The sequence below is a fragment of the Solibacillus sp. FSL K6-4121 genome (genome assembly GCF_038002585.1).
Classification (GTDB): domain Bacteria; phylum Bacillota; class Bacilli; order Bacillales_A; family Planococcaceae; genus Solibacillus; species Solibacillus faecavium.
Genome location: NZ_JBBOCS010000002.1, coordinates 1,199,836 through 1,221,919 on the forward strand (window position 1 = coordinate 1,199,836; position 22,084 = coordinate 1,221,919).

The window sequence follows — 22,084 nt, forward strand, 5'->3', positions numbered from 1 at the left end:
ATTATAAAATAATTAATTCTTTTGTCGAATGTGTTAGTACTTCATTACCCGTTTTTGTGATTAAAATATCGTCCTCAATTCGAACGCCACCAATTCCAGGAATGTAGACACCCGGTTCAATTGTTACAACCATATTTGGCTCTAGCACAGTATCAGATCGGAATGATAACCCAGGTCCTTCATGCACTTCCAAGCCGATACCATGACCAGTTGAGTGACCAAATGCATCGCCTAAGCCTTTTGATTTTAAGTAATCACGTGCCACTGCATCTGCTTCGATCCCTGTCATGCCTGGACCAACTTTTTCAAGTGCTAGAAGCTGAGACTCGAGTACAGTATTGTACATTTCAACCAACTTCTCTGAAGGTTGTCCTACAGCGATTGTACGTGTTATGTCCGAAATGTATCCATTATAGTAAGCACCAAAATCAAGGGTTACAAAATCGCCCGTTTCAATAATTTTATTTGTCGCGACACCATGTGGCAATGCTGAACGCAAACCACTTGCAACAATAATATCAAAAGAAGAGCTTGTAGCACCTTGTTTACGCATGTAAAATTCTAATTCATTCGAAACCTCAAGCTCTGTTATTCCAGGCTTGATGAACTTTAAAATATGTGTAAATGCATCATCTGCAATTTCACAAGCAACCTTAATAATATTAATCTCTTCCGCAGTCTTAATCAAGCGAATTTTTTCGATTAAGCCTGAAACTGGGATAAAATCAGTTTTTACTGTAGATTTATATACTTCATATGTACCAAAATGCATCGCATCCTTTTCAAATGCCAATGATTTCACACCCATTAACTCTGCTTGTTTCGCTACTTCTTCAAAAATCGGTCCTGTATGTTGGGCAATTCGGAAATCTTTAATTTGTTCTGAGGCCTGCTCAGTATATCGGAAATCAGTAATAAATACAGCGTCGTTTTGTGAAACGATTGCCACTCCTGCAGTTCCAGTAAAGCCTGTCATATAACGACGGTTATATTCATTTGTAATTAATATTGCATCTACATTATGTTCGATTAATGCCTGTCTCAATTTTGTTAGTTTCACGATTTCTCATTCCCCTTTTTATTGTTGTAAAAACTTGCGCATGGCCAGCTCATAGCCAAATGTACCAAGTCCGCAAATTTGCCCTATACATTGTGCAGCCAATTTCGATTCGTGACGAAATGCTTCGCGTGCATGGATATTGGAAATATGCACTTCGATTACCGGTACATTTACAGAAGCAATTGCATCCCGTAGCGCGATACTTGTATGTGTATATGCACCAGGATTAAAAACAATACCATCAACTTCTGTGTCAGCCGCCTCATGAATCCAGTCAATGAGGACCCCTTCATGATTAGACTGCCGGAAATCGATTGTAGCATCAAACGAACTTGCCAGCGCTTCGCATTTAACCTTTACATCGTCTAATGTTTCAGCTCCGTAAATTTCCGGTTCACGCATTCCTAAACGATTTAAATTTGGACCATTTAAAATAAGTAGCTTCATCAATATGCGCTCCCTTTTTTCATACTGCCCCTATTTTATCACAGACTTTTCAGACATCAATACTTTCGCCTAGCGAAATATATATAACTTCTTATACTGGGCAGTTTCAACAATAAAGCGCATGATTGTTAAAACAACAATAATAAAAGGAATGGATAACTTTTTCAGCGATGAAAATTCAATCGGAAGGTCTAATATCAGCCATTCCAAAATTAAAGCAACAACCAGCCCTAAAATAAGCGAAAATAAAAAAGGTGGAGCCTTGAAAAAATACTGTGCCAGAAGCGTTATCACATATACACATACTACCAGGATTAAAAACAGAACAGCCCATCGTTCAAAGGCAGTCCATTCAAACCATTCATATTTTTTTAAAAAAGAGACAGGGTGCCATGAAATGAGATTGAAAAAGTGCAACCCTTTTAAACTAATTGTCCCTAAAAGTGCTGCGACTATCGCTGTTACTAATAAATGCATTCTAATCAAAACTCCTCTTTTTTTGTTTCAGTATTGCCGTTTGCAAAAAAACTATTCGAATCGATAGTGCTTTTCCCCAAAATTTAGTACAATATGAAAGTGAAACTTTACATAGAAAAGGCTAGATTCATTTCTATATTAAAGTGTAAAAGTAGAAATTTAATTAGAGAGTGGTGTGCAGCAAGTGAGTAATAATGCGCCAGTATATGGTGGGCAAGCCCTTTTAGAGGGTGTCATGTTTACCGGGCAAGATCATATGGTAACTGCGATTCGTCGTAATGACGATTCAATTGACTATTTCCATGTTAAAAAAGAGAAAAAGCCTATATATCAAAAACTGAAAAAAATTCCGTTCGTTCGTGGTGTTGTGGCATTAATCGAATCGGCAGGCTTTGGATCGCGGCATTTACAATTTGCTTCAGATCGCTATGACGTTACTCCAGGTGAAGAAGAAGAAAACGCTGGTGAGGAACCATCTAAGTTAATGATGATCTTAGGGGTAGCCGTTATTGGTGTATTATCATTCCTATTCGGGAAATTTGTTTTTACATTGGTACCTATGTTTCTGGCGGAATTTCTAAAACCTTGGTTCCCCGGCAAAACAATACAGATTTTTATCGAAACAGGCTTTAAATTAGTTTTATTATTGGCCTACCTTCAAATTATCGCGATGACACCTTTAATTAAACGTGTATTCCAATATCACGGAGCAGAGCATAAAGTAATCAACTGCTATGAAGCCGGTCTTGAATTGACGGTCGAGAATGTACAAAAGCAATCCCGCCTGCACTATCGATGTGGATCAAGCTTTATTTTGTTCACAGTAATTGTCGGAATGTTTACATACTTCTTCGTTCCAGTAGATCCTCTTTGGGTCCGCCTTGTAAGCCGTATATTATTAATTCCTGTCGTAATAGGCATCTCATTTGAAGTATTACAGGCTACAAACGCGGTACGTGATATTCCTGTTTTACGTTACTTAGGGTATCCCGGTTTATGGCTACAACTATTAACAACAAAAGAACCAAAGTATGAAATGGTTGAAGTGGCTATTGCTTCATTCAATAAGCTACATGAAGTGGAAAAAAATCCAGCTATTGCTCAAACTTTGGTGCATGATTAAGGAAACAGAGGAGATTGGGACATAAGTAGAAATTTCTTAGGATAAGTGAAATACTATTATTAAGAAATTGATATTAGATGAATTGATTGGAGTGAAGGGGCGACTCCTGGGGGAACAGCACGACGCCTGAGACTACAGGCTCAGGCCGTGCCCCCGGAAAGCGTCCCCGTAACGGAAATCAATTCTGGTAGAAACAGAAACCTATCTATTTTTTCTTTGAAAAAATAGATAGGTTTCGTTTTGTCCCAGGCTCTTTTTTTCATTATTATTTAGACTCTCGAAATAATTTTATTGAGTTCATTTACATGAAATGGCATAATAGATATCAAATATGCAAGATTCAAAAAATTTAAAATCTATATCTTCTGCTATAGAACTTAACTTCTAATGAAAGGAGATTGCTCAGTAAAAGAAGTTAAAATCCAGTAAATTCAACATGAGAGGTTATTACATGAAAACTATTTTTCAATTTATGAGGCGCTATAAATGGCCTGCCGCAATTGCCTTTTTCCTAATGCTTTTAGAGCTAACAAGCGACTTGATCCAGCCACTTTTCATGGCAAAGATGATCAATGAAGGTTTACTAGAAGAAAATTTGTCCAATGTGGCATTCTGGGGTGGCTGTTTATTTGTATTGGCACTGTTTTCCTTTATAAGCGGTGTGTTAAACTCCTTCTTCTCCGCACATGTCGCCCATAGCTTCGGCTTCGACTTACGTAAAGCACTTTATAGTAAAATTCAATCGCTGACAATGGCTACATATTTAACGTTCCCGACATCGGGGCTTATTACCCGCCTGACGAGTGATGTGACGCAGACAATGAATATTGTCTTTATGATGCTACGCATTGCAATGAAAGCACCATTAATGACAATCGGTTCACTGATCATGGCATTTATCATCAATGCCAAACTAGCCTTGATTTTATGTGTAAGTTTTCCGTTTTTACTCATCTTCCTCGTATGGATGGTATCGATAGGCATCAAATTGTTTGCACGTGTTCAGCATAGACTTGATTTTGTGAACAGACAGCTTCAGGAAGGACTTCAGGCCGTAAGATTGATTAAAGCATATATGCGCGGACAGTATGAAGAAAGTCGATTTTTGACAGTCGCAGAAAATTTAAAGTTCGATACGATTAAAGCGACGCGTGTCATGGAAATTGCACTGCCTGTTCTCCAATTTGTAATGAATATTAGCTTACTTATTGTGATTTGGGTTGGTGCAGATGCGATCCGGGAAAATGAAATTCTTGCCGGGGACTTGGCCGCAATTATTAACTATGCATTCCGTATGACCGCATCGTTTTCTATTTTTTCATTTATTATTATTGCGTATGCCCGCGCAAAAGCCTCTGCTGAGCGTATTGAGGAAATTTTAAATATCAATGAAGGTACTGAAGAAGTAGAGAAAAATGAAGCTCCAATTCTTGAAGACTTCTCAATTTCTTTTGATAATGTTTCTTTCCATTATCCAACAACGGAACAATATACGCTTCAGAATCTATCCTTTACAATTAGCAGCGGTGAAAAAATTGCAATTATGGGCGCAACAGGCTCAGGAAAATCAACTATTTTGCAGTTGGTCGAACACTTTTACGAGCCGAACAATGGCGCGATTTATATCAATGGTCGCAATATAAAAGACATTCCGCTTCAACAATTGCGTAGCTCCATTTCCTACGTACCGCAGCAATCACTTCTGTTCTCTGGGACAATTGTAGACAATTTACGCTGGGGGAAAAATGATGCGTCGATTGAACAAATTATTGACGCGACGAAAAAAGCACAAATCCATCAATCCATTGAAAGCTTTGATGAACAGTATGAGACAATGATTGGACAACGCGGCATTAATTTATCAGGCGGTCAAAAACAACGCCTTGCCATTGCACGTGCCCTTCTAAAGCCAGCTTCGTTACTCATTTTGGATGATAGTACATCTGCGCTCGATGTCGCGACTGAGCAAAAATTGTGGGAGGCGCTCGACGGTGAACCTTTAACGATGCTCGTTGTCACACAGAAAATCCAGACAGCACAAACGGCTGACCGAATACTTCTTATTAATGAAGGGGAGCTCCATGGTTTTGGCACACATGAAGAGTTAATGGAAACAAACGATTTGTATGCAAAAATCGTTGCTTCACAGCAGGAGGTGCTTGCCGAATGAAGTTTTTCAACTATGAACCAATCATTACGAAAGAACAGATAAAAAATGCAAGTGGAAAAAAGAAAAAAGGTGAACGTGCCCAAAACTGGACATACACTTTAAAGCGTATTCTTGATTTTGTTGCTGAGCAAAAAATACTGCTATTTGCAGTGCTATTTCTCGTCGTATTAAGCTCTGCGCTCGCTTTAATCGGACCATTTATTATCGGGAGACTAATTGATCAGTTTATTGATGGCAGTTCGTTAAGTCAACTGCAATATTGGCTTTATGGGTTAGCGGTCATTTATTTGCTCTACAGTTTAGCAAGCTATTTCCAGAATTACTGGATGGTCAGTATTGCCCAGCAAACAGTATTTCGTATACGTACGCAGTTATACGGGCATTTCTTCAAGCTTCCCCTTCGCTTTTTTGATAAAAGAAAGCACGGAGAATTGATGAGCCGCGCGACTAATGATATCGAAACAATCAGCGCAACATTAAATAGTGCCTTTATCCAAGTCGTGTCCAGTATATTAACATTAACAGGTACTGTGGCAGTCATGCTTTGGCTGAGTCCTGCCCTTACACTCATTACAATGTTGATCGTACCACTCATGTTTTATAGTATGCGCTGGATTACAAAACGGACGAGCCTGTTATTTAAACAACAGCAAGCAGCCATTGGAGAAATGAATGGTTTAATTGAAGAATCTATTACAGGTCAGCATGTCGTAAAAGCTTTTTCACAGGAAAACGAAATGCTGCGTCAATTTGATGAAAAGAATACCCGCATTCGCACTGTTGGTTTTTGGGCATTAACCTATTCCGGCTTCATCCCAAAAGTCATGAACACATTAAACAGCTTAAGTTTTGCAATTGTCGCATTTGCAGGAGGTCTATTTGCATACTATGGACATATTTCTATCGGGACGATCATTATTTTCACAGAATATGCCCGCCAATTCACCCGTCCACTGAATGATTTGGCAAACCAGTTTAACACCGTCCTATCTGCTCTAGCAGGTGCTGAACGCGTCTTTTTAATCATGGATGAGAAAGAAGATAAAACCGTTGGAGAAGATGTTGAAATACTTGGTAATGTCCGTTTTCAAAATGTTTCATTCCAATATGATTCACAGGCATCCTCCCCTACATTATCGAATGTGTCTTTTGAGGTGAAAGCAGGACAATCAGTTGCATTAATTGGGCAAACCGGTGCTGGTAAAACGACAATTATGCAGCTGTTAACAGGACTGTATGAAAAGACAGATGGGAAAATCATTTTTGATGATATGGATATTGAAGAGATTTCCAAGGCAAGTCTGCGCAGCCAAATGGCATTCGTCTTGCAAGATCCGTTTCTTTTTGAAATGTCGATAAAAGAAAACATTCGATACGGGAAACTCGATGCTACGGATGAGGAAATTTACGAGGCAGCCAAAAAAGCTAATGCCCATTCATTTATTGATAAGCTTCCAGATAAATACGACACAATATTAAGTGCGGATGGTAGCCAGATTTCACAAGGACAAAAACAGCTGCTATCGATTGCACGTGCCTTTGTGGCAGATCCAAAAATTTTATTATTAGATGAAGCGACGAGCAGTATCGATACTGTGACTGAGCTCCATATTCAAGAAGCCCTTGAAAAGCTGATGGAAAACCGTACTAGCTTTATTATCGCGCATCGTTTAAATACGATTCGCAAAGTCGATTATGTCATCGTGCTGAATCAAGGAAAAATTATCGAACAGGGAAAGCGCCAACAGCTTATTGAAAAACAAGGCGTGTTCGGACAAATGCTGAACGTGTAGGAACAAAAGAATTTTTTGCATAAGAAATACAAAACCGCCCATGTTGCTAGAAAAGCAAACAGAGGCGGTTTTTTGTGTCTAGTTATAGCTTAAATAGGATCAATTTCTTCTTGCTCCACAACTTTCGGTACGGGATTTTTTAATTGCCGGAAACGCTTATAATATTTAACAAGCAAAATTATAATAACGACTGCCAATACTATAAACAAAATACCGTTTATAAACAGTTCACGCTGTGCTGCTTCTGTCGAAGGTAAATTAAGTTCGGCCGTTTGATTTGTATATACATATTGAAGGAATGCAAGAAAATTACTGAAACTATGTAATAACATCGGAACAAATATATTTTTTGTTTTTAAATACGCATAGCCGAGCACACAGCCTAATGCAAAAGCAAACACTACATTAATCGGATTAAGATGAATAATCCCAAAAATTATTGATGAAATTATAATGCTTTTTTGCGGACTCCATCTTAAAGTAAAGCGACGAAGTAGGATCCCTCTGAACAAAAGCTCCTCATAAATAGGTGCGAGAATGCAAATATTAATGAAAAACAAAATATAAACGAGTAATGATGGTTGCACTTCTTCCAAATCGATCATCGGATCAAATAAAAATAAGTTGCGTAAAAGTTCTTCAAACATGAGATACAGAAGTGTTACAACAATCGCTGTAAATACAACGGTAATTAACTGAAAGCAGGCAGTTATCGATAAGTACCTTGCCCAGCGTCCTTTTGACATCATTGTATTCATTGGCTGTTCATTATAAGTAAAATTCCATTTCTTTGTTTGATATACAATATACAACAAAAGACACATGGACATAATAAATGTAATCCATTGCTCGCTTTCCGGGAAATCGACTGCAAACACCAATACAATACTCGCTATAAATAAGAAAACCGCAAACAAAATAAAATAACGCATTTTAAATTTTTTCAACTCGGTATAGTCCATAAATTTGCACCTCCTGCTTTAAGAATAGCATAATATGACAATATTATCCTTTTTTAGGCACGTAAAGATTACCCGCCTCTTACACATTATGATATCGTGTATGTTTTTAGCAGTTATCAAGATTAGCATGGACGAACAAACAGCGCAGTCCACTTACCAAATATATTAGTAAGGGACTGCGCTCTTTGTTTTCTAGTATTTTGTCATTAAACGTCGCTTGATCCGTACCGAAATAAACTCTAGAATAAGCGCGATAATGAGTGCACAATATGTAATCATGCCTACTTCGTGCAAGTCAAAGTAAAAGTTTGATGCCATAAACAGCTCGAATCCGATACCACCAGCCGCTGCTGCTGCCCCCATTGCAATCGCAATATCAAAATTCGTCTCAAAACGTAAAAACGTCCATGAAACAAGAAATGATGAAGATTGCGGGATGACGGCATGTCGAATAATATGCCACCAGTTTGCTCCAGCAGAACGTAATGCTTCAATCATTTCGTCACCCAGTTCTTCAATGGATTCGGAATAGGCTTTCGTCAAATAGGCTATTGTATGCAGCATCATCCCTAGTACACATGCTACTGCACCGAGACCAGCCACAATGGCAAAAATGAGTACCCATAAAACAGTCGGTACTGCCCGGATAAACGAGTTCACCGCAATAATAATATGTGAAACTTTTGCATTGCCTAAATTTTTTGCGCAGGCAATTGCAAGGAAAAATGAAATGACTGCACCTAGTACTGTAGTCAGAAATGTAAGAGCGAGCGTAATCAGAATTTGGCTCATCGCTGTTGCAAAAGTAATTTGATTGAATGCCGGTTGTAAAAACATCATTTTCAAATTACCTAATGTCATTGAAATAGCAGTCGACCATTCAATTGCCCCATAATCCAAGAGGAATGGACAAATGCATGTAAAGACAAGGAGCGAAATCCAAACGGTGCGCATCACGATCGAAGCTTTTGAAACCTGCTGAATTTGGATCCGACCCTTTTTTACTTTAACATTTTTAATAGATGGTACTGCTTGCATTATGAAATCGCCCTCCTTATTTTGTTCGATGCAAATTCAATTGCAAATACTACAAGTACAATCGTAATAGTAATAAGGCCGACCATTTCGTAATTTAAGCTTTTATAGTACATATCGAATAAATAACCGATCCCCGTACCTGTTAGAATTCCAACTAATGTAGCACTTCGAATATTCGTTTCAATCATATAAAATACCCAGCTTAGCATTTGTGGCATCGTATCCGGTAAAACCCCTTTAAACACGACTTGCAAATAAGTCGAACCCGTTGCTTTTAAAGCTTCCACACCATCTGAACTCGCCTCATCAATCGTTTCAATAAACATCCGTACTAGAAAGCCAAACGTTGAAAAGAAAAGCGCGAAATACCCAGTAATAACATTATGTCCAAATGAAATAACCAACATTAGCGCCCACGCTACAACCGGTATATTTCGGAATATGGATGCAATAAAGCGCGCTGCAGCCCCTACCAAATGCTGGACTTGCGTCGTTTTGGAACCCAACATTGCAAAAAACAAAGCACAAATCGTGGCAGTCATTGTCGCAAAAATTGAGAGCACAATCGTTTCCCATAATCGATCAAGCACTTTCGGTAAGTTTTCCAATGCTTCACTACTAGGGATTAAATTGACCGCCATCCATATTACTGTACCTGGAATGGCTGCAATTCCTTCGATTAAGCTAAACTCCGTTATCACAGCCGAACTATAAGTTAAGAGAATTAATAAAATTAAGATTATAGTTGTTCGCCATTTCTTCTTCCGTAAAATATCTGTATTCACAATCATTGCCCCCGTCTATTCCGTGATCAATTCATCTACATTGGTCCCATAAATTTCGTGAATTGCAAATTTCGTGAGTTTCCCTGGTTCATCATCAAATACTTTACAGCCTTTACTCAGTCCTATAATCCGATCGGAATACCTGGTGGCTACTTCAACTTGATGTAAATTGACTAATACAGTAATGCCCATTGTTTCGGAGATTTCCTTTAAATGATCCATAATGACTTTTGAGGCGTTCGGATCGAGGGAAGCAATCGGCTCGTCACACAACAAAAGTTTTGGTTCCTGCACTAATGCACGTGCAATTCCGACACGTTGCTTCTGACCACCACTTAACTGATCACAGCGTTTATAAATATGTTCTTCCATTCCTAGCTTCTGCAATATATTTAAAGCAAGCATCTTCTCTTCTTCTGTATATACATTGAATAGGCCTTGCCATGTATTTTTATAGCCGAATCGACCATGCAGGACATTCTCAAATACTGTTAGACGGGATACGAGATTATAGTGCTGAAAAATCATTCCTATTTTCGCACGTGTACGTCGAAGCCTTTTTTTATCCAGTAGCACAATATTCTGGTCGTCGAAAATAACTTCCCCGCTCGATGGTTCGATCATGCGGTTGATGCAACGCAATAAGGTAGACTTCCCTGCACCGGATGGACCGATAATGGAGATTAACTGCCCTTCCCCTAATGAAAGACTAATATCATTTAGCACGCTATTTTTCTGATCATAACTTTTATGGATATTATTTAGTTGTAAAATGGTTTTCGATGATTTTACGACTTTCGTTTCATGGAAGGCAATTGGTCTAGATATTTCTTTTACAGTTCGTTCCAATACAGTTTGCATCACTCATTCTCCTTTATTGGTGTTTTAAAAAGGGTGCCCAGGAAGCCATTGCGATAACTTGACTCTTATGAAGGAGGGCTGTGTTTAAAGCAAAATTTACTTTAATCACTGCCCCCACAAATTATTTATTTCGATAATTCACGAATCGGGTCGAACCATTGATCATCTACTTCCAAAAACCGCTCATTTCCTGACGTATAGAATAATGATGGTTGTTCTTTTTCCTTAGGCATAAAAATTTCTTCGTTTTTTGCCGTCGCATCGGAAGTTAATGCTTCTTTTAATTTTGAAATTTCCTCTTCGGACAATACTTCTGTATTCACAGCAAACGGTGCATTTAACACAGGTGTAACTTGAATTAATGTAAATTCCTCGCCTGGCATTGTATTAAATGGTGGTGCTGCATTGTCTCGTACACGGTAAACCGTTCCTGGTTTGTTTGCTTCTCCTTCAACTATTTCAATATATGGATCCACACATGTATCACAGAAGGAAGCAATATCTGTTCGCCCCATTAACATATTGACTGCTGCACCTTGATGTGAACCGCCAAACACTACACTTGGATACACAGCATTGCCTTCCATCAAATCTTCTTCCTTCAAGCCTTTGTCACTGAAATGTGAAATAATTGTACTTGCCGGCATTTTAAAGCCTGATGTAGATGATGGAGATACAAATGAAATGCTTTTCCCTTCTGTCGTATCCAAATCAAATTCTTCATTCACTTTGTAAGCATTGGCTTTTTCTTTAGGTACAGCTAACCAGCTATAATAAAGCGCATCATCAAGAGTACCTGATTCACCTGAAGTTACTACCAATGGTTCAACTGCCTCATTTTTCTTATTTGCTTCGATATAGCCCTGAGCGCCCATGAATGCTACTTGTGCATTTCCATTGGCAATTGTTTCGATTGCAATTGCGTAGTCAGTCGTTAATTTATGTTCTACTTCTCTTCCTGTCGCTTCTTCAAATAGCTCTCCGAAAGCATCACGTGATGGGCCCATTTCAGAACCAGATTCATTCGGATACCATACGACCACTAATGGTTCTTTTGAGTTTGCACTTGCCGAGTCAGTTGATGATTCATTATCGGATGAATTGCACCCTACTAAAAGCAGTGCACTTAGCATACCAACAACAGGTAGTTTCCATAGTTTTTTCATTACAACTCTCCTTGTTTTCGTAATAGTCCAAATTTTTAGAGCATCCTACTTCCATTCACATTTAATCATGTTTCTGTAGTAACGAATAGGGTTCTTCAACGATCTTTATAATGTTTTACAAATACTTTACAGTTAAGGACCTTTGTAAATCGTCCATTATATAGCTGCCCAGCTTAACAGCAGCACCATATGTGCCGTGATAGTCGGAACCCCCAGTTAACAACAAATTATACTTGGCAGCCAATTGCTTCACGCGGTTCTTGTCCGTCTCGGTATGATCTGGATGCACTAACTCAATCCCATCTAAGCCTTGTGCAATTAATTCCTCTGCAACTTCATAGCTATCGAGCTGTCCAGGGTGGGCTAATACCGCAAATCCTCCATCGGCATGAATTGCTTTAAGTGCCTGAAAGACATCGATATAAGCAATATCTCCAGCCGCCACACCTGACCCTTTAAATAACGATTGATACAGCGTTTGATAATTTTTATTATCATACGATTCTTCCAATAACGCGTTCATAATATGTTGCTTATATAAAGTACCGCTCGTATGGGCATAGGCAAGCGCATCTTCAGTATTTATCTGAAATCCAGCATCTTTTATGCACCTCGTTTGCCAAATGGAATGTGCATGACGACGGGCTAATAATGGCTGGCAAAGTGCTTCAATTGCTGGACAGGATCCTTTAAATCCGTATCCAAGCAAATGGACTTTCCGTCTGCGTTTAAAGTCAAAAGCAGAAATTTCAACGCCAGGTATAAACGTCATATCATATTGCCTGGCCAGTAAATGACCTTCGTTATGATGCGCCACTGTATCGTGATCAACAACACCTAAGTGGGTAATTCCTGCCTGTTTTGCTTTCCAAAAAAGCATTTCTAATGTATCACTGCCGTCGGAATAGTGACTATGTGTATGCCAGTCAATTATCATGCAATCTCATCCTTAACGTATTTTTCCATTGTAAATACTTCATCGCATAAGCCTTCCATAAACTCCAAATCGTGAAAAATCCCGACTAATGTAGTACCTTGCGCTTTCAGTTTTTCAATAGATTCCTTCACTTTTATTTTCGAAGTTTCATCTAAACTGGCTGTCGGCTCATCCAACAGTAATAAGCGTGGTTGCTTTACGATGGCACAGGCAATATTAAGACGGAGCTTTTCACCACCGGAAAAATTATTCGGATAACTATTCCATAATGTTTCTTCCAAATCAAAATGCGTCAGTGCTTCTTTTGCACGTGTAACTGCATTATGACGTTTAATCCCAATATCAAGTAGTGATTGCGTTACTAATTCGAGTGCCGTTGTACGTGGCATTACATTTAAAAACTGTGATACATAGCCAATCTCATGTTTACGTAAATAAACAATTTGTCTGGGGCTTGCCTTTAATAGATCTATCATTCCAAATGCTTCTGAATGAAAAAGGATTTCTCCGCTTTGAGGCTCGTACGTACGATAAATGCTTTTTAATATAGTGGACTTCCCGCTGCCACTTTTACCGACAATCCCTAAAAATCCCCCTTCTTTTACGTGCAATGAAATATTATTTAACGCTGTGAACGTATTTTGTAGATGATGAATAGTAAAAGTCTTTTGTAGCTCGTTAATTGTCAGCATTGTGCCACCCCTTATCGATAATTTGTTTGCATAATCACTTTGCCATCTACCATCGTATTGGTTACAATAGGATAACCGTCATCCATTTTACCGATGATAATGATGTCCGCTTTCTTTCCGGCTTTAATTGACCCGATTTCTTGATCCAAATTTACAGCACGAGCAGGATTAATCGTGACAAGCTGGAACAATCGATGCAAATCTTCTTCATATTTATCAGCAAGTTCAAAAATGCCCTGTAGCATTGCTGGTGGATAATAATCACTGCAAACAATATCAATGACACGAGCTTGAATAGCTTCACTCGCACTTAAATTGCCAGAATGCGACCCACCCATCAAAATATTTGGAGCCCCGGCAATTGTATATAGACCCATACGCTTTGCCTCTTTTGCAACATCCAATGTAATCGGAAACTCGCTAATTGTTGTACCGTATGATTGAGTAAGCTGCAGCTTGGCAACATCATCGTCATCATGGGACGCAACAGCAATATTTCTTTCAATCGCAAGACAGCTCAACCGCTCAATTTCTCCATACGTCATTTTTGTTTTATCAATTTGTTCTTTAATGAGCACATCGGCTTCAGGTTCCGAAATAGACCGGTAGCCACGCATTGTCTCTTTATATATTTCTAGATTGCGATATTGCCCTTGTCCTGGCGTATGGTCCATAAATGAAAGTAAATGTATTTTTCCATCCAAGATATTTTGTTCAAGTGCCGGGATTTGATCGATTGAATCGATTTCAAAACGTGCATGCATCCGATGACGAATTAAGTGTTGTTCTGTATGTGTACTATGAATGGCATCAATGCAGCGTTGCACATTTTGCGGTTCGCGGATGGCCTTATGGGAATATTTATCATCTCCATAAAAGGATAACGAATGGAAGATTGTCGTAATACCATGTGTCATTAAAATACGTTCGCTCTCACGTAAACCAACTTTTAAACTCATAATGGATGTAGGTCTTGGGCTGATAATTGTCTCAATATAATCCGAGTGAATATCAACAAAACCAGGTGATACATACCCTCCGTCTGCATCAATTACCTGAACTTCAGCTAAATCCAACTCCTTCACAGGTACAATTCCTGCGATTAAAGCGCCATCAATAAGTACGGCATGGTCACTTAAAAACTGCTCTTCTGTTACGATAATACCGTTAATAATTGCTTGCATTTATATGCCCCCTACAATAATGAATAGACTAATTGCTGTGTATAAGAATGCTGCGGATCTTCCAGTACTTGATCGGTTAGGCCATGCTCAATAATTTCGCCATTTAGCATAACAATCGTGCGGTCTGCCAACATTCGAATAACAGCTAAATCATGTGAAACGACAATCATGGAAATATTAAATTCGCGCTGAATGGACTTGATTAAATCCAATACATCCGCCTGTACAGATAAATCGAGTCCTGTCGTCACCTCATCGAGCAATAGTAATGGCGGATTATTCGATAGTGCCTTTGCTATTTGAATACGCTGCTGCATCCCACCGGAAAAGTTTTTAGGCGCTTCCTTACTGCGATGAAGCGGAATATTAACATGCTGTAATAAGTCATAGCTTCTTGCTTCCATATTCCCAACATGACGATTCCCTGCGGCGATTTGTTTTTCTGCAATATTGCTTAATGATGAAAAGTCCATTTTTAATCCAAGAATCGGATTTTGGTACACCATCCCTAGCAACATATTGCGGATTTGACGCTTCATTTGGGAAGACTCCGTAAAAATATTGACCTTGCCATCTTTATAATCTTGCAAATAGCCTTCACCTGTTGTGACGTTTTCATCAAAATACAGGCTTTTCATGAAGGTAGATTTACCACTACCGCTTTCCCCGACAATCCCTAAAATTTCACCGCGATATAAATCAAACGAAATGTCACGGCATGCATAAACCGTCTTGCAAACTGGACAATAATTCTTCTCTAGCCTTGGGTTCGATTGTTGGCAATGCAAGCAACCTTCCCCATATTGTTTCGAAAGATTCCGAACAGATAAGATTGGCTGTTCTACCATCATTTTGCCCCCACCTTTTGCTGTAAAATTTCTTGCATATAGCTCGTGTCATTGCACATATAATACGTTTCACCTGTTTGTTCATCTGTTAGTTCATCTAAAAAGACGTTAGATAGACCCGTTTCTTTACATGCTTTACCGTCAAATTGCTCGACAACAAACGGATAGTCTTCAAATGCCAATGAAGCCACATTTGTATAAGGGGGAACGGCATAAATTTTCTTTTCCCGGCCAGCTCCAAATAAAATTAGTGCTTCGCTATTATGGATTTTCGGATTATCATAACGCGGAATCGGGCTTGGATTCATTACATACCGATCATTGACGAGCACCGGATAATCAGCACCTTGGGATGTTTGGTTATAGCGCATAATTTGTTCAAATAACATTAAATACGCACCACTATATTCTTTTTCCGCATGATGGCGCTTTGTTTTGAACTCACTCCGCTCTATTTTCCTAAGCGGCTCCGGCTCTGGCACTTGGAGTACCAGCACTTGATCTTTGCGTAATGGCACTTCCGGAATTCTGTGCCTTGACTGGATGAGGCTCGCTTCCTGTGTCCGTATTGTCGTTTCGACTCCGGTCGTTTTTTTTACCAGATTTTTAATATTCACTGCGTTAACGGAATCATCCGCACCTTGATCGATTACTTTTAACACGTCCTCTTTGCCGATAAGTGCAAGCGTTAACTGAAGACCGCCTGTACCCCAACCACGGCCAATAGGCAATTCGCGGGAAGCAAATGGTACTTGATAACCGGGTATGGAAATTCCTTTTAAAATAGCGCGTCGAATTTCACGCTTTGATTGTTCATCCAATAATGCAAACGGTAAATGACTCATCGTTTCCCCTCCTTTTTAATCGTGCGCATTTGTTCTAATTTCGACTGGAATGTAACATAATGCGGCATTTTCAAGTGAGAGATAAAGCCTGTCGATTCAATAATATCAACATGCAGCAATACAAATTCCTCATCATGGATCGGTGTATTACCTCCTGTTTCCAGTGCATGGTCAACAATCGACATCGCAATGGCCTTCGTTTCGTTCTGTCCAAAACATGCCCCATACCCAATATCGAATTCCAATACTTGCTGCTGTTCATCATCGACATTTACCGGTATAAACGACTCTACTTCAGTCAGTTTAATAGAACCAATGTAGTATGGATCGTCATCACCATCGATTTCAACATGGATTGGCTGCATACCGACACGTACTTCCCCTACATTTGGATGTGAGGCACCATATCCGCGCAAACCTGCATAACCAAATGATGTAACAGTTCCAGTTTGTCCTCTTGTTAATGTTTGCAGACGCTGCGAGCGGTTCGTCGGAAATGATAAAGCCTGCTTTGTTACATCACTTGGCTCCTCATCATTCAATGGGAAATTTCGAATTAAGTTTTCTTCCCGTAAATAATCCATTACTTTTGGTAATTTCTCGAGCTGCAGCTTACTTGTCTCAGGTTTCTCGAGGGCATTAAATTGTTCTATTTTCCGTTCCACATCCTCTTTTGTTTCTGTCATTAAACTGAAATCCAATAGACGATGCAAATAGTCATGTGAAGCACCTAATAGCTGACCTCCGGGAATATCTTTGAAACTTGAAGATATTCTTCGCAACACAAACATATTTCTAGGATCGGTTATAGTTGAATAGTAAAGTCTCGGCAATGTGGAGCGATGGGCACGCAATAAAAATACCGCTTCCTCCTGATTCCCTTCACTTTGCTTCATAGCGAGAGCAGCTAATTGTTCGCTGTACAGGCTACTTTCCGACATAATTTGATCAAGGAATCCTCGCATCGTTCCTAGTAATTTTTGAACGGTAACATGCTCTCCACTCTTAATACGCTCATATTGTAAATGTTCCAAAGAAGCTTCGATTGCTTCGGATCCGCCTCTAACTGCTACGTATGCCATGATTGCTTCACCTCTTGAATTTTAGTTGTTCGTGGCAATGCTATAATGTCTGAATTGGAATTGATTAGAAGAACATCTACTCCCAATGGAAACTCATTATTTTTCATTTCTCTTAACTGCAGCCATTGTTCAGGAACATTAAGTTCCACCGCCTTTGTATGTTGAATGCCAGGTCCTTGTATGTGAACGATATTGCCAATGTGATCTGTCATTTCATACAAAATGGTTGCCGATAGCTGTGGATCAATAAGATTGCCTACTTTTGCATGCTGTAATGCAAGCTGTGCCTGCTGTTCCGAGCAATCTGCTGAAATAATTATGAAGTCGGCCAAATCCACAGAGGCTAATTTGGCACCTGTCCAAGCCCGAATTTCACTTTGGATTACTGGACATTGATTCGCGACATAAAAGCTCACTTCCCCATCAAGCAATGTAAGACAAGTTGAGACGGTTGCTGAATATAGCCCCGTAATTTCCTGTGACTGTTCTAGCCGTTGCTGATCTCCTGGGCGTGAGAAGCATTCCATTAATGAACGAAAAGTTTGCTGAGTAAAATGTACTGTTTCCATCATGTGCCTCCTTAAAGCGACATCGTGTTAAATTGAACTTTTGTTCCTTCAATCGAGCGTTTAATAGTCTGCTGTTCTTGTGACAGTTCCATTTTCAATTGCTCCATAACAGGAATCCATTGTTTCGTTTCAGGAAAATCGCCTTTAAAGGCAGCATCAATTATCGCCAATGCCCTGCTTAATTCAGGTTCCATTTCACGGACTATTCCTGTACCAAATACATTTTGGATTTTTACTTTCGTCTCTGTAACAAGTACCTCCCCTATGTAGAATAAAGACTGTTGGGCAGATTCCCTTAATTTCACCATCACTAGGCCTTCTCGTGGTGGCTGTACTTCAACGATTTCATATGTGTTCGCAATTTGATCAGCCATTTCCAGAGCTTGTTTTCTTCCAACTTCGATTAATAATTTTGTACGTTCTGCTCTATTCAATTTGATCGCCCCTCTCTAACTACACCTTAACTTGTTGCCAAGTTGCGTAGTGTCAAGGTTTCGTAAAAAACGTGTAAAGGCGCTTTACATAACTGGCGCCAGGTGGGCATGTAGTACCCCCCAACAAGCCCGAAAACTATTAAAAATACAAATTAGCCCTCAGCATAAAATGCCGGGGGCTAATTTGTGTCGTCACTATATTTGAAAATAGAAAAGATCTGTGCGGTAAATGATTTCAGTATATTCCAGCAGCACATTACGTTCTGCATCCCAGTTGTCGGATTCTACTTTTACTATAGGCACGAGCACTTCACAATTCAGCATCTCCCGTTCAATTTCATTTACATATTGCACGGAAAGCTGAGAAAATGTACTCCGAAACTCATTCACACCAAAACGTTGATAAAACTGATACATTGATGTTAGACGGCTATCAATTTTCTTTATTTCCGGCATATTACTAATGACAACATACGAGCGATGAATGGCTGCTGGTTCATCATCGATATAGCGCAATCGTTCTACTAAATAAAGTGGCTCTTGTCCAATATCAGCTTTTGTATAGATGGCATGATCCTGTGCCACACGCTCAAATTTTGTAAGCTTCGATTTATAATTGGCTGTTTGACTTTTCATTTTTTCACTAAAGCTAATATTACCAGTCATCACAACATCCAGCGGTTTTTGCTGATGTTTAATAAATCTGCCAACACCTTTTTTGGAGTAAACAAGACCCATTTTCTCCAATAATGTATACACATTTCGCACTTTAATTCGAGGGATATCAAATTGTTCTACTAATTGATATTCACTCGGTAACTTGTACTCAATATGAAATTTTGTAGCTGAAATTGTTTGCAGCAAATAATCTTTTAACATTAGTTCCTGCTTGTCCATAAAAAACCACCTCTTTATAAAGAGGTTACACAGTAACTATTAATGCTTTGTTAGGATTGAGTGAATAATTGTAAAGTTGTGAATGGCAAAAATTAATTAGATTTATATTTCAGTTTTTAGTAAGATTTATAGATGGAGGTGAGTACGTTGAAAAATGTTAACCGTTTATTTGTAATTATCGGCCTTATTATTCTTATTATTGTCGGGCGCTTCTTTTTAGCCCAAAATGAAGTAACCGAAATTCCTACTGCAACGGTTGTAACGAATGAACAAACAATTGATTCTATTCGTGGAAGCTATTGCTGGCATTCTGCTGGCGAAGCTACATGTGTGGATACTGCAGCGCCTCATAAATTGGTACAGGAATCGAATATGCCTTATATTAAAGTTCAACCGAATGAAGAGATTGAATTTAAATATGATCAGCAAATTACGAGTGTTTCGATTCAGCTGTGGCTGGAAGATCATAATTATGAGGAAATCGCAACGACCGCTCGATTTACCGCACCAACTGAAAAAGGTACATATATTATTTCTAGCCTGACCCGTTTTAGTAATGGAGATGTCAGCGATACAATAGCAATAGAAGTCGAATAGCAGAACGATACACAGCATGGTTTTGTACAAAGCCATGCTGTTTTATCTATCTAAAATAATTAGTATATTTCCTATAATAAAAAAGAAGCACCACGCTGATAATACGTGTGCTTCTTTTCATATTATTATTTTTTTCGAACAACAGCCCGTACCGGTGACCCGTCAGCGCCATCTATTTTTAATGGTAATGCAATTAAATCATAGAGCCCGGGCGTTACTTCTATTAAATCCAGCCCCTCTAAAATATGAATCCCATTTTCATAGAGCGCATGATGGGCTGATACTTCCTTACTATCTAAAGGATCAACTGAAGGATTATCCACACCGAGTAAAATAACACCGCGCTCCTTTAAAAAGGATGCTACATCTGGAGAAATAACAGGTATCTTTTCCGGAAATTGTTCTGAAGGCTGATTCACCGTTTTCAACAGAACACGTTTTGCTCCAAGAAAATCAATGGATGATAGCATTTCTGCTGTAATGACTTCCTCTCCGACACAAGATACAATATAACAATCCCCAATATAAGTATTGATGTCTAATTGTTCGATTGTCTCGGCCTCACTATTAAAATGAAAAGGCGCATCTACATGTGTGCCGGTATGCAAGGAAGTTGTTATTCTCCCAATATTGACCGAGCCCGTCTGCTGCTTTGTATACCCTACTTCAAATGAAAACGGTGTATCCCCCGGCCAGTTCGGCATCCCTTTTTTCATCGTTTGTGTTATATCAATCCACATAGCATCACCTCTAATATTGAAATACTAAATAGCCGAGAACGAGTAAAATTACTGCCGGTACAACAAAGGTCATTAAAATTCGATAGGTTCTGTAAAAGCCTTCCCCCATTTTACTGCCCTGTAACAACTCACTTTTAACAATATTTTTATCCATAATATGCATAATAAAAATTGCTATCAGTAAATTGCCGACCGGTAAAATTACATTCGACACAACAAAATCTGTAAAGTCAAAAATACTTCGGCCAAATATTGATACATCACCTAATGTACTGTATGTCAGAGTAGATGGAATCGAAGCGATAAATACAAGTACACCAATAATCATCGTAATTTGAGCGCGCGTAATATTCCACTTCTCGATTACTGCCGCTACTATAATTTCATACATACTGAAGGATGAAGTTAAAGTCGCGAATAAAAATAAAATTAAAAACATCGCCAGGAAAACTTCGCCAAATGGCATCTGTGAGAATGCTGCCGGCAATACCATGAATAATAATGGCGGTCCGCTTGCCACTTCCATATCAAAAGCAAATACGACAGGGAAAATGGCTAAACCTGCTAAAAAGGAAACAAAAATACTCAACCCTACAACTGAGCCTGCTGAATTCGGTAAGCTTACATCTTTCTTTAAATAAGAACTATATGTAACTAAACAAGAAAACCCAACTGCGAGCGCAAAAAAAGATTGCCCTAAAGCATATAGTATTGATTCACCTGTAACGTTCGAAAAGTCCGGATACAGGAAAAACTTGATTCCTTCCATCGCACCATCAAGCGTAACAGCTCTAATTACTAATATAAAGAACATAATAAATAAAAGCGGCATCATAAACTTATTGGCTTTTTCAATTCCGTTCTGTACACCAAGTGCAATAATAATTACATTGGCAATTGTGAATAATGCTAGTCCTAAGAGCGCAATCCATGGTGTACCTGTTACTTGTCCGAAAAATGCACCTGGATCCAAAGTCGGCTCAATCACATTGCCAACTATAGATACGCCACTATATACGAATATCCAGCCACCTACAACACTATAAAACGATAATAATAGGAAACATCCTAATATCCCGAGTTTTCCGATCCATGCCCAAACTTTTGGATTTGGCGAAAGCACTTTATACGCAGTAACCGCTTCTTTTTGTGCGGCCCGCCCGATAATATATTCTGATAATAGCATTGGTAAACCAATAATTAATGTGAGTACTACAAAAATTAAAAAGAATGCGCCGCCTCCACTTTGACCGGCTACATAGGGCATCTTCCATATCGCCCCAAGCCCTATCGCTGCACCAGCTGACGCTAATACAAATCCTAATTTACTTGACCACTGTCCTTTACTCTTCTCCATTTGCCTCACTCCACTCATAC

General features: G+C 39.0%; 23 protein-coding genes. 4 read left to right on the forward strand and 19 right to left on the reverse strand.

All coding sequences use genetic code 11. The annotated features are described in order from the left end of the window. Position 1 precedes the first annotated feature (1 nt). The 3 genes from MHH95_RS15675 to MHH95_RS15685 form a co-directional block, all read right to left on the reverse strand. Entirely contained in the window at positions 2-1,063 is a 1,062-nt protein-coding gene (locus MHH95_RS15675; protein WP_340728781.1) for a M24 family metallopeptidase, read from the reverse strand. Between the two features lie 15 nt (positions 1,064-1,078). Next, on the reverse strand, positions 1,079-1,507 hold the full coding sequence (gene aroQ, locus MHH95_RS15680) for a type II 3-dehydroquinate dehydratase (protein WP_340728367.1): 429 nt from the start codon (positions 1,505-1,507) through the stop codon (positions 1,079-1,081). A 69-nt stretch (positions 1,508-1,576) separates the two neighbouring features. Continuing rightward, positions 1,577-1,984 carry a DNA helicase gene (locus MHH95_RS15685; protein ID WP_340728368.1) on the reverse strand — a complete coding sequence of 136 codons (408 nt, stop codon included), beginning with the start codon at positions 1,982-1,984 and terminating at the stop codon, positions 1,577-1,579. A gap of 235 nt (positions 1,985-2,219) precedes the next feature. Between MHH95_RS15685 and MHH95_RS15690 the strand changes: the two genes are divergently transcribed. The 3 genes from MHH95_RS15690 (at position 2,220) to MHH95_RS15700 (ending at position 7,070) form a co-directional block, all read left to right on the forward strand. After that, positions 2,220-3,107 carry a DUF1385 domain-containing protein gene (locus tag MHH95_RS15690; protein WP_445683027.1) on the forward strand — a complete coding sequence of 296 codons (888 nt, stop codon included), beginning with the start codon at positions 2,220-2,222 and terminating at the stop codon, positions 3,105-3,107. A 451-nt stretch (positions 3,108-3,558) separates the two neighbouring features. Continuing rightward, the gene (locus MHH95_RS15695; RefSeq protein ID WP_340728370.1) at positions 3,559-5,277 is read left to right on the forward strand and encodes an ABC transporter ATP-binding protein; all 1,719 of its coding nucleotides are present in this window, start codon (positions 3,559-3,561) and stop codon (positions 5,275-5,277) included. Further along, on the forward strand, positions 5,274-7,070 hold the full coding sequence (locus MHH95_RS15700; RefSeq protein WP_340728371.1) for an ABC transporter ATP-binding protein: 1,797 nt from the start codon (positions 5,274-5,276) through the stop codon (positions 7,068-7,070). Before MHH95_RS15695 ends, MHH95_RS15700 begins: the two co-directional genes overlap by 4 nt. 89 nt (positions 7,071-7,159) lie before the next feature. Here the strand turns inward: MHH95_RS15700 and MHH95_RS15705 are convergent, their stop codons facing one another. The 14 genes from MHH95_RS15705 to MHH95_RS15770 all read right to left on the reverse strand — a co-directional run bounded on the left by MHH95_RS15705 (position 7,160) and on the right by MHH95_RS15770 (position 19,370). Continuing rightward, positions 7,160-8,032 carry a CPBP family intramembrane glutamic endopeptidase gene (locus tag MHH95_RS15705; protein WP_340728372.1) on the reverse strand — a complete coding sequence of 291 codons (873 nt, stop codon included), beginning with the start codon at positions 8,030-8,032 and terminating at the stop codon, positions 7,160-7,162. 192 nt (positions 8,033-8,224) lie between these two features. Next, positions 8,225-9,070, reverse strand: coding sequence for a PhnE/PtxC family ABC transporter permease (locus MHH95_RS15710; protein ID WP_340728373.1), 846 nt, complete (start codon positions 9,068-9,070; stop codon positions 8,225-8,227). Beyond that, positions 9,070-9,861 carry a PhnE/PtxC family ABC transporter permease gene (locus MHH95_RS15715; RefSeq protein ID WP_340728374.1) on the reverse strand — a complete coding sequence of 264 codons (792 nt, stop codon included), beginning with the start codon at positions 9,859-9,861 and terminating at the stop codon, positions 9,070-9,072. The genes MHH95_RS15710 and MHH95_RS15715 overlap by 1 nt, the downstream gene beginning before the upstream one ends. A 9-nt stretch (positions 9,862-9,870) precedes the next feature. Then, positions 9,871-10,716 carry a phosphonate ABC transporter ATP-binding protein gene (phnC, locus tag MHH95_RS15720; RefSeq protein ID WP_340728375.1) on the reverse strand — a complete coding sequence of 282 codons (846 nt, stop codon included), beginning with the start codon at positions 10,714-10,716 and terminating at the stop codon, positions 9,871-9,873. Between the two features lie 125 nt (positions 10,717-10,841). Beyond that, entirely contained in the window at positions 10,842-11,882 is a 1,041-nt protein-coding gene (locus MHH95_RS15725; RefSeq protein WP_340728376.1) for a PhnD/SsuA/transferrin family substrate-binding protein, read from the reverse strand. Positions 11,883-11,997: 115 nt separating this feature from the next. Next, positions 11,998-12,819 (reverse strand): PHP domain-containing protein, encoded by an 822-nt coding sequence (locus tag MHH95_RS15730; RefSeq protein ID WP_340728377.1) that lies wholly within the window; start codon positions 12,817-12,819, stop codon positions 11,998-12,000. Beyond that, complete coding sequence (gene phnL, locus MHH95_RS15735; protein WP_340728378.1) at positions 12,816-13,511, reverse strand: phosphonate C-P lyase system protein PhnL; 696 nt, start codon at positions 13,509-13,511, stop codon at positions 12,816-12,818. The genes MHH95_RS15730 and phnL overlap by 4 nt, the downstream gene beginning before the upstream one ends. A gap of 11 nt (positions 13,512-13,522) precedes the next feature. Next, entirely contained in the window at positions 13,523-14,695 is a 1,173-nt protein-coding gene (gene phnM, locus MHH95_RS15740; protein WP_340728379.1) for a phosphonate metabolism protein PhnM, read from the reverse strand. 11 nt (positions 14,696-14,706) lie between these two features. Beyond that, entirely contained in the window at positions 14,707-15,543 is an 837-nt protein-coding gene (locus MHH95_RS15745; RefSeq protein WP_340728782.1) for an ATP-binding cassette domain-containing protein, read from the reverse strand. After that, entirely contained in the window at positions 15,543-16,388 is an 846-nt protein-coding gene (locus tag MHH95_RS15750) for an alpha-D-ribose 1-methylphosphonate 5-phosphate C-P-lyase PhnJ (RefSeq protein WP_340728380.1), read from the reverse strand. Before MHH95_RS15750 ends, MHH95_RS15745 begins: the two co-directional genes overlap by 1 nt. Beyond that, entirely contained in the window at positions 16,385-17,470 is a 1,086-nt protein-coding gene (locus tag MHH95_RS15755) for a carbon-phosphorus lyase complex subunit PhnI (RefSeq protein WP_340728381.1), read from the reverse strand. The genes MHH95_RS15750 and MHH95_RS15755 overlap by 4 nt, the downstream gene beginning before the upstream one ends. Further along, positions 17,458-18,039, reverse strand: a complete 582-nt coding sequence (gene phnH, locus MHH95_RS15760) for a phosphonate C-P lyase system protein PhnH (protein ID WP_340728382.1) — start codon at positions 18,037-18,039, stop codon at positions 17,458-17,460. Before phnH ends, MHH95_RS15755 begins: the two co-directional genes overlap by 13 nt. A gap of 11 nt (positions 18,040-18,050) precedes the next feature. Continuing rightward, the gene (phnG, locus tag MHH95_RS15765) at positions 18,051-18,473 is read right to left on the reverse strand and encodes a phosphonate C-P lyase system protein PhnG (protein ID WP_340728383.1); all 423 of its coding nucleotides are present in this window, start codon (positions 18,471-18,473) and stop codon (positions 18,051-18,053) included. A gap of 195 nt (positions 18,474-18,668) precedes the next feature. Next, complete coding sequence (locus MHH95_RS15770) at positions 18,669-19,370, reverse strand: GntR family transcriptional regulator (protein WP_340728384.1); 702 nt, start codon at positions 19,368-19,370, stop codon at positions 18,669-18,671. Between the two features lie 138 nt (positions 19,371-19,508). Here MHH95_RS15770 and MHH95_RS15775 point away from each other — a divergent pair, with 138 nt between their 5' ends. Next, on the forward strand, positions 19,509-19,967 hold the full coding sequence (locus tag MHH95_RS15775; RefSeq protein ID WP_340728783.1) for a cAMP-binding protein: 459 nt from the start codon (positions 19,509-19,511) through the stop codon (positions 19,965-19,967). Positions 19,968-20,092: 125 nt separating this feature from the next. On the opposite strand, the gene kynB is transcribed toward MHH95_RS15775, so the two are convergent. Next, positions 20,093-20,707 carry an arylformamidase gene (gene kynB / locus MHH95_RS15780; protein WP_340728385.1) on the reverse strand — a complete coding sequence of 205 codons (615 nt, stop codon included), beginning with the start codon at positions 20,705-20,707 and terminating at the stop codon, positions 20,093-20,095. Between the two features lie 10 nt (positions 20,708-20,717). After that, the gene (locus MHH95_RS15785; RefSeq protein WP_340728386.1) at positions 20,718-22,064 is read right to left on the reverse strand and encodes a sodium-dependent transporter; all 1,347 of its coding nucleotides are present in this window, start codon (positions 22,062-22,064) and stop codon (positions 20,718-20,720) included. Between the last annotated feature and the right edge of the window lie 20 nt (positions 22,065-22,084).

Bases quoted from the DNA above. Each gene is read 5' to 3' on its own strand.
- MHH95_RS15725 (WP_340728376.1), bottom strand. From the start codon at position 11,882: ATGAAAAAACTATGGAAACTACCTGTTGTTGGTATGCTAAGTGCACTG.
- kynB (WP_340728385.1), bottom strand. From the start codon at position 20,707: ATGTGGATTGATATAACACAAACGATGAAAAAAGGGATGCCGAACTGG.
- phnC (WP_340728375.1), bottom strand. From the start codon at position 10,716: ATGCAAACTGTATTGGAACGAACTGTAAAAGAAATATCTAGACCAATT.
- MHH95_RS15745 (WP_340728782.1), bottom strand. From the start codon at position 15,543: ATGGTAGAACAGCCAATCTTATCTGTTCGGAATCTTTCGAAACAATAT.
- MHH95_RS15715 (WP_340728374.1), bottom strand. From the start codon at position 9,861: ATGATTGTGAATACAGATATTTTACGGAAGAAGAAATGGCGAACAACT.
- MHH95_RS15690 (WP_445683027.1), top strand. From the start codon at position 2,220: ATGTTTACCGGGCAAGATCATATGGTAACTGCGATTCGTCGTAATGAC.
- MHH95_RS15695 (WP_340728370.1), top strand. From the start codon at position 3,559: ATGAAAACTATTTTTCAATTTATGAGGCGCTATAAATGGCCTGCCGCA.
- MHH95_RS15685 (WP_340728368.1), bottom strand. From the start codon at position 1,984: ATGCATTTATTAGTAACAGCGATAGTCGCAGCACTTTTAGGGACAATT.
- phnM (WP_340728379.1), bottom strand. From the start codon at position 14,695: ATGCAAGCAATTATTAACGGTATTATCGTAACAGAAGAGCAGTTTTTA.
- phnH (WP_340728382.1), bottom strand. From the start codon at position 18,039: ATGGAAACAGTACATTTTACTCAGCAAACTTTTCGTTCATTAATGGAA.
- MHH95_RS15705 (WP_340728372.1), bottom strand. From the start codon at position 8,032: ATGGACTATACCGAGTTGAAAAAATTTAAAATGCGTTATTTTATTTTG.
- phnL (WP_340728378.1), bottom strand. From the start codon at position 13,511: ATGCTGACAATTAACGAGCTACAAAAGACTTTTACTATTCATCATCTA.
- MHH95_RS15710 (WP_340728373.1), bottom strand. From the start codon at position 9,070: ATGCAAGCAGTACCATCTATTAAAAATGTTAAAGTAAAAAAGGGTCGG.
- MHH95_RS15730 (WP_340728377.1), bottom strand. From the start codon at position 12,819: ATGATAATTGACTGGCATACACATAGTCACTATTCCGACGGCAGTGAT.
- MHH95_RS15700 (WP_340728371.1), top strand. From the start codon at position 5,274: ATGAAGTTTTTCAACTATGAACCAATCATTACGAAAGAACAGATAAAA.
- aroQ (WP_340728367.1), bottom strand. From the start codon at position 1,507: ATGAAGCTACTTATTTTAAATGGTCCAAATTTAAATCGTTTAGGAATG.
- MHH95_RS15755 (WP_340728381.1), bottom strand. From the start codon at position 17,470: ATGGCATACGTAGCAGTTAGAGGCGGATCCGAAGCAATCGAAGCTTCT.
- MHH95_RS15785 (WP_340728386.1), bottom strand. From the start codon at position 22,064: ATGGAGAAGAGTAAAGGACAGTGGTCAAGTAAATTAGGATTTGTATTA.
- MHH95_RS15770 (WP_340728384.1), bottom strand. From the start codon at position 19,370: ATGGACAAGCAGGAACTAATGTTAAAAGATTATTTGCTGCAAACAATT.
- MHH95_RS15750 (WP_340728380.1), bottom strand. From the start codon at position 16,388: ATGAGTCATTTACCGTTTGCATTATTGGATGAACAATCAAAGCGTGAA.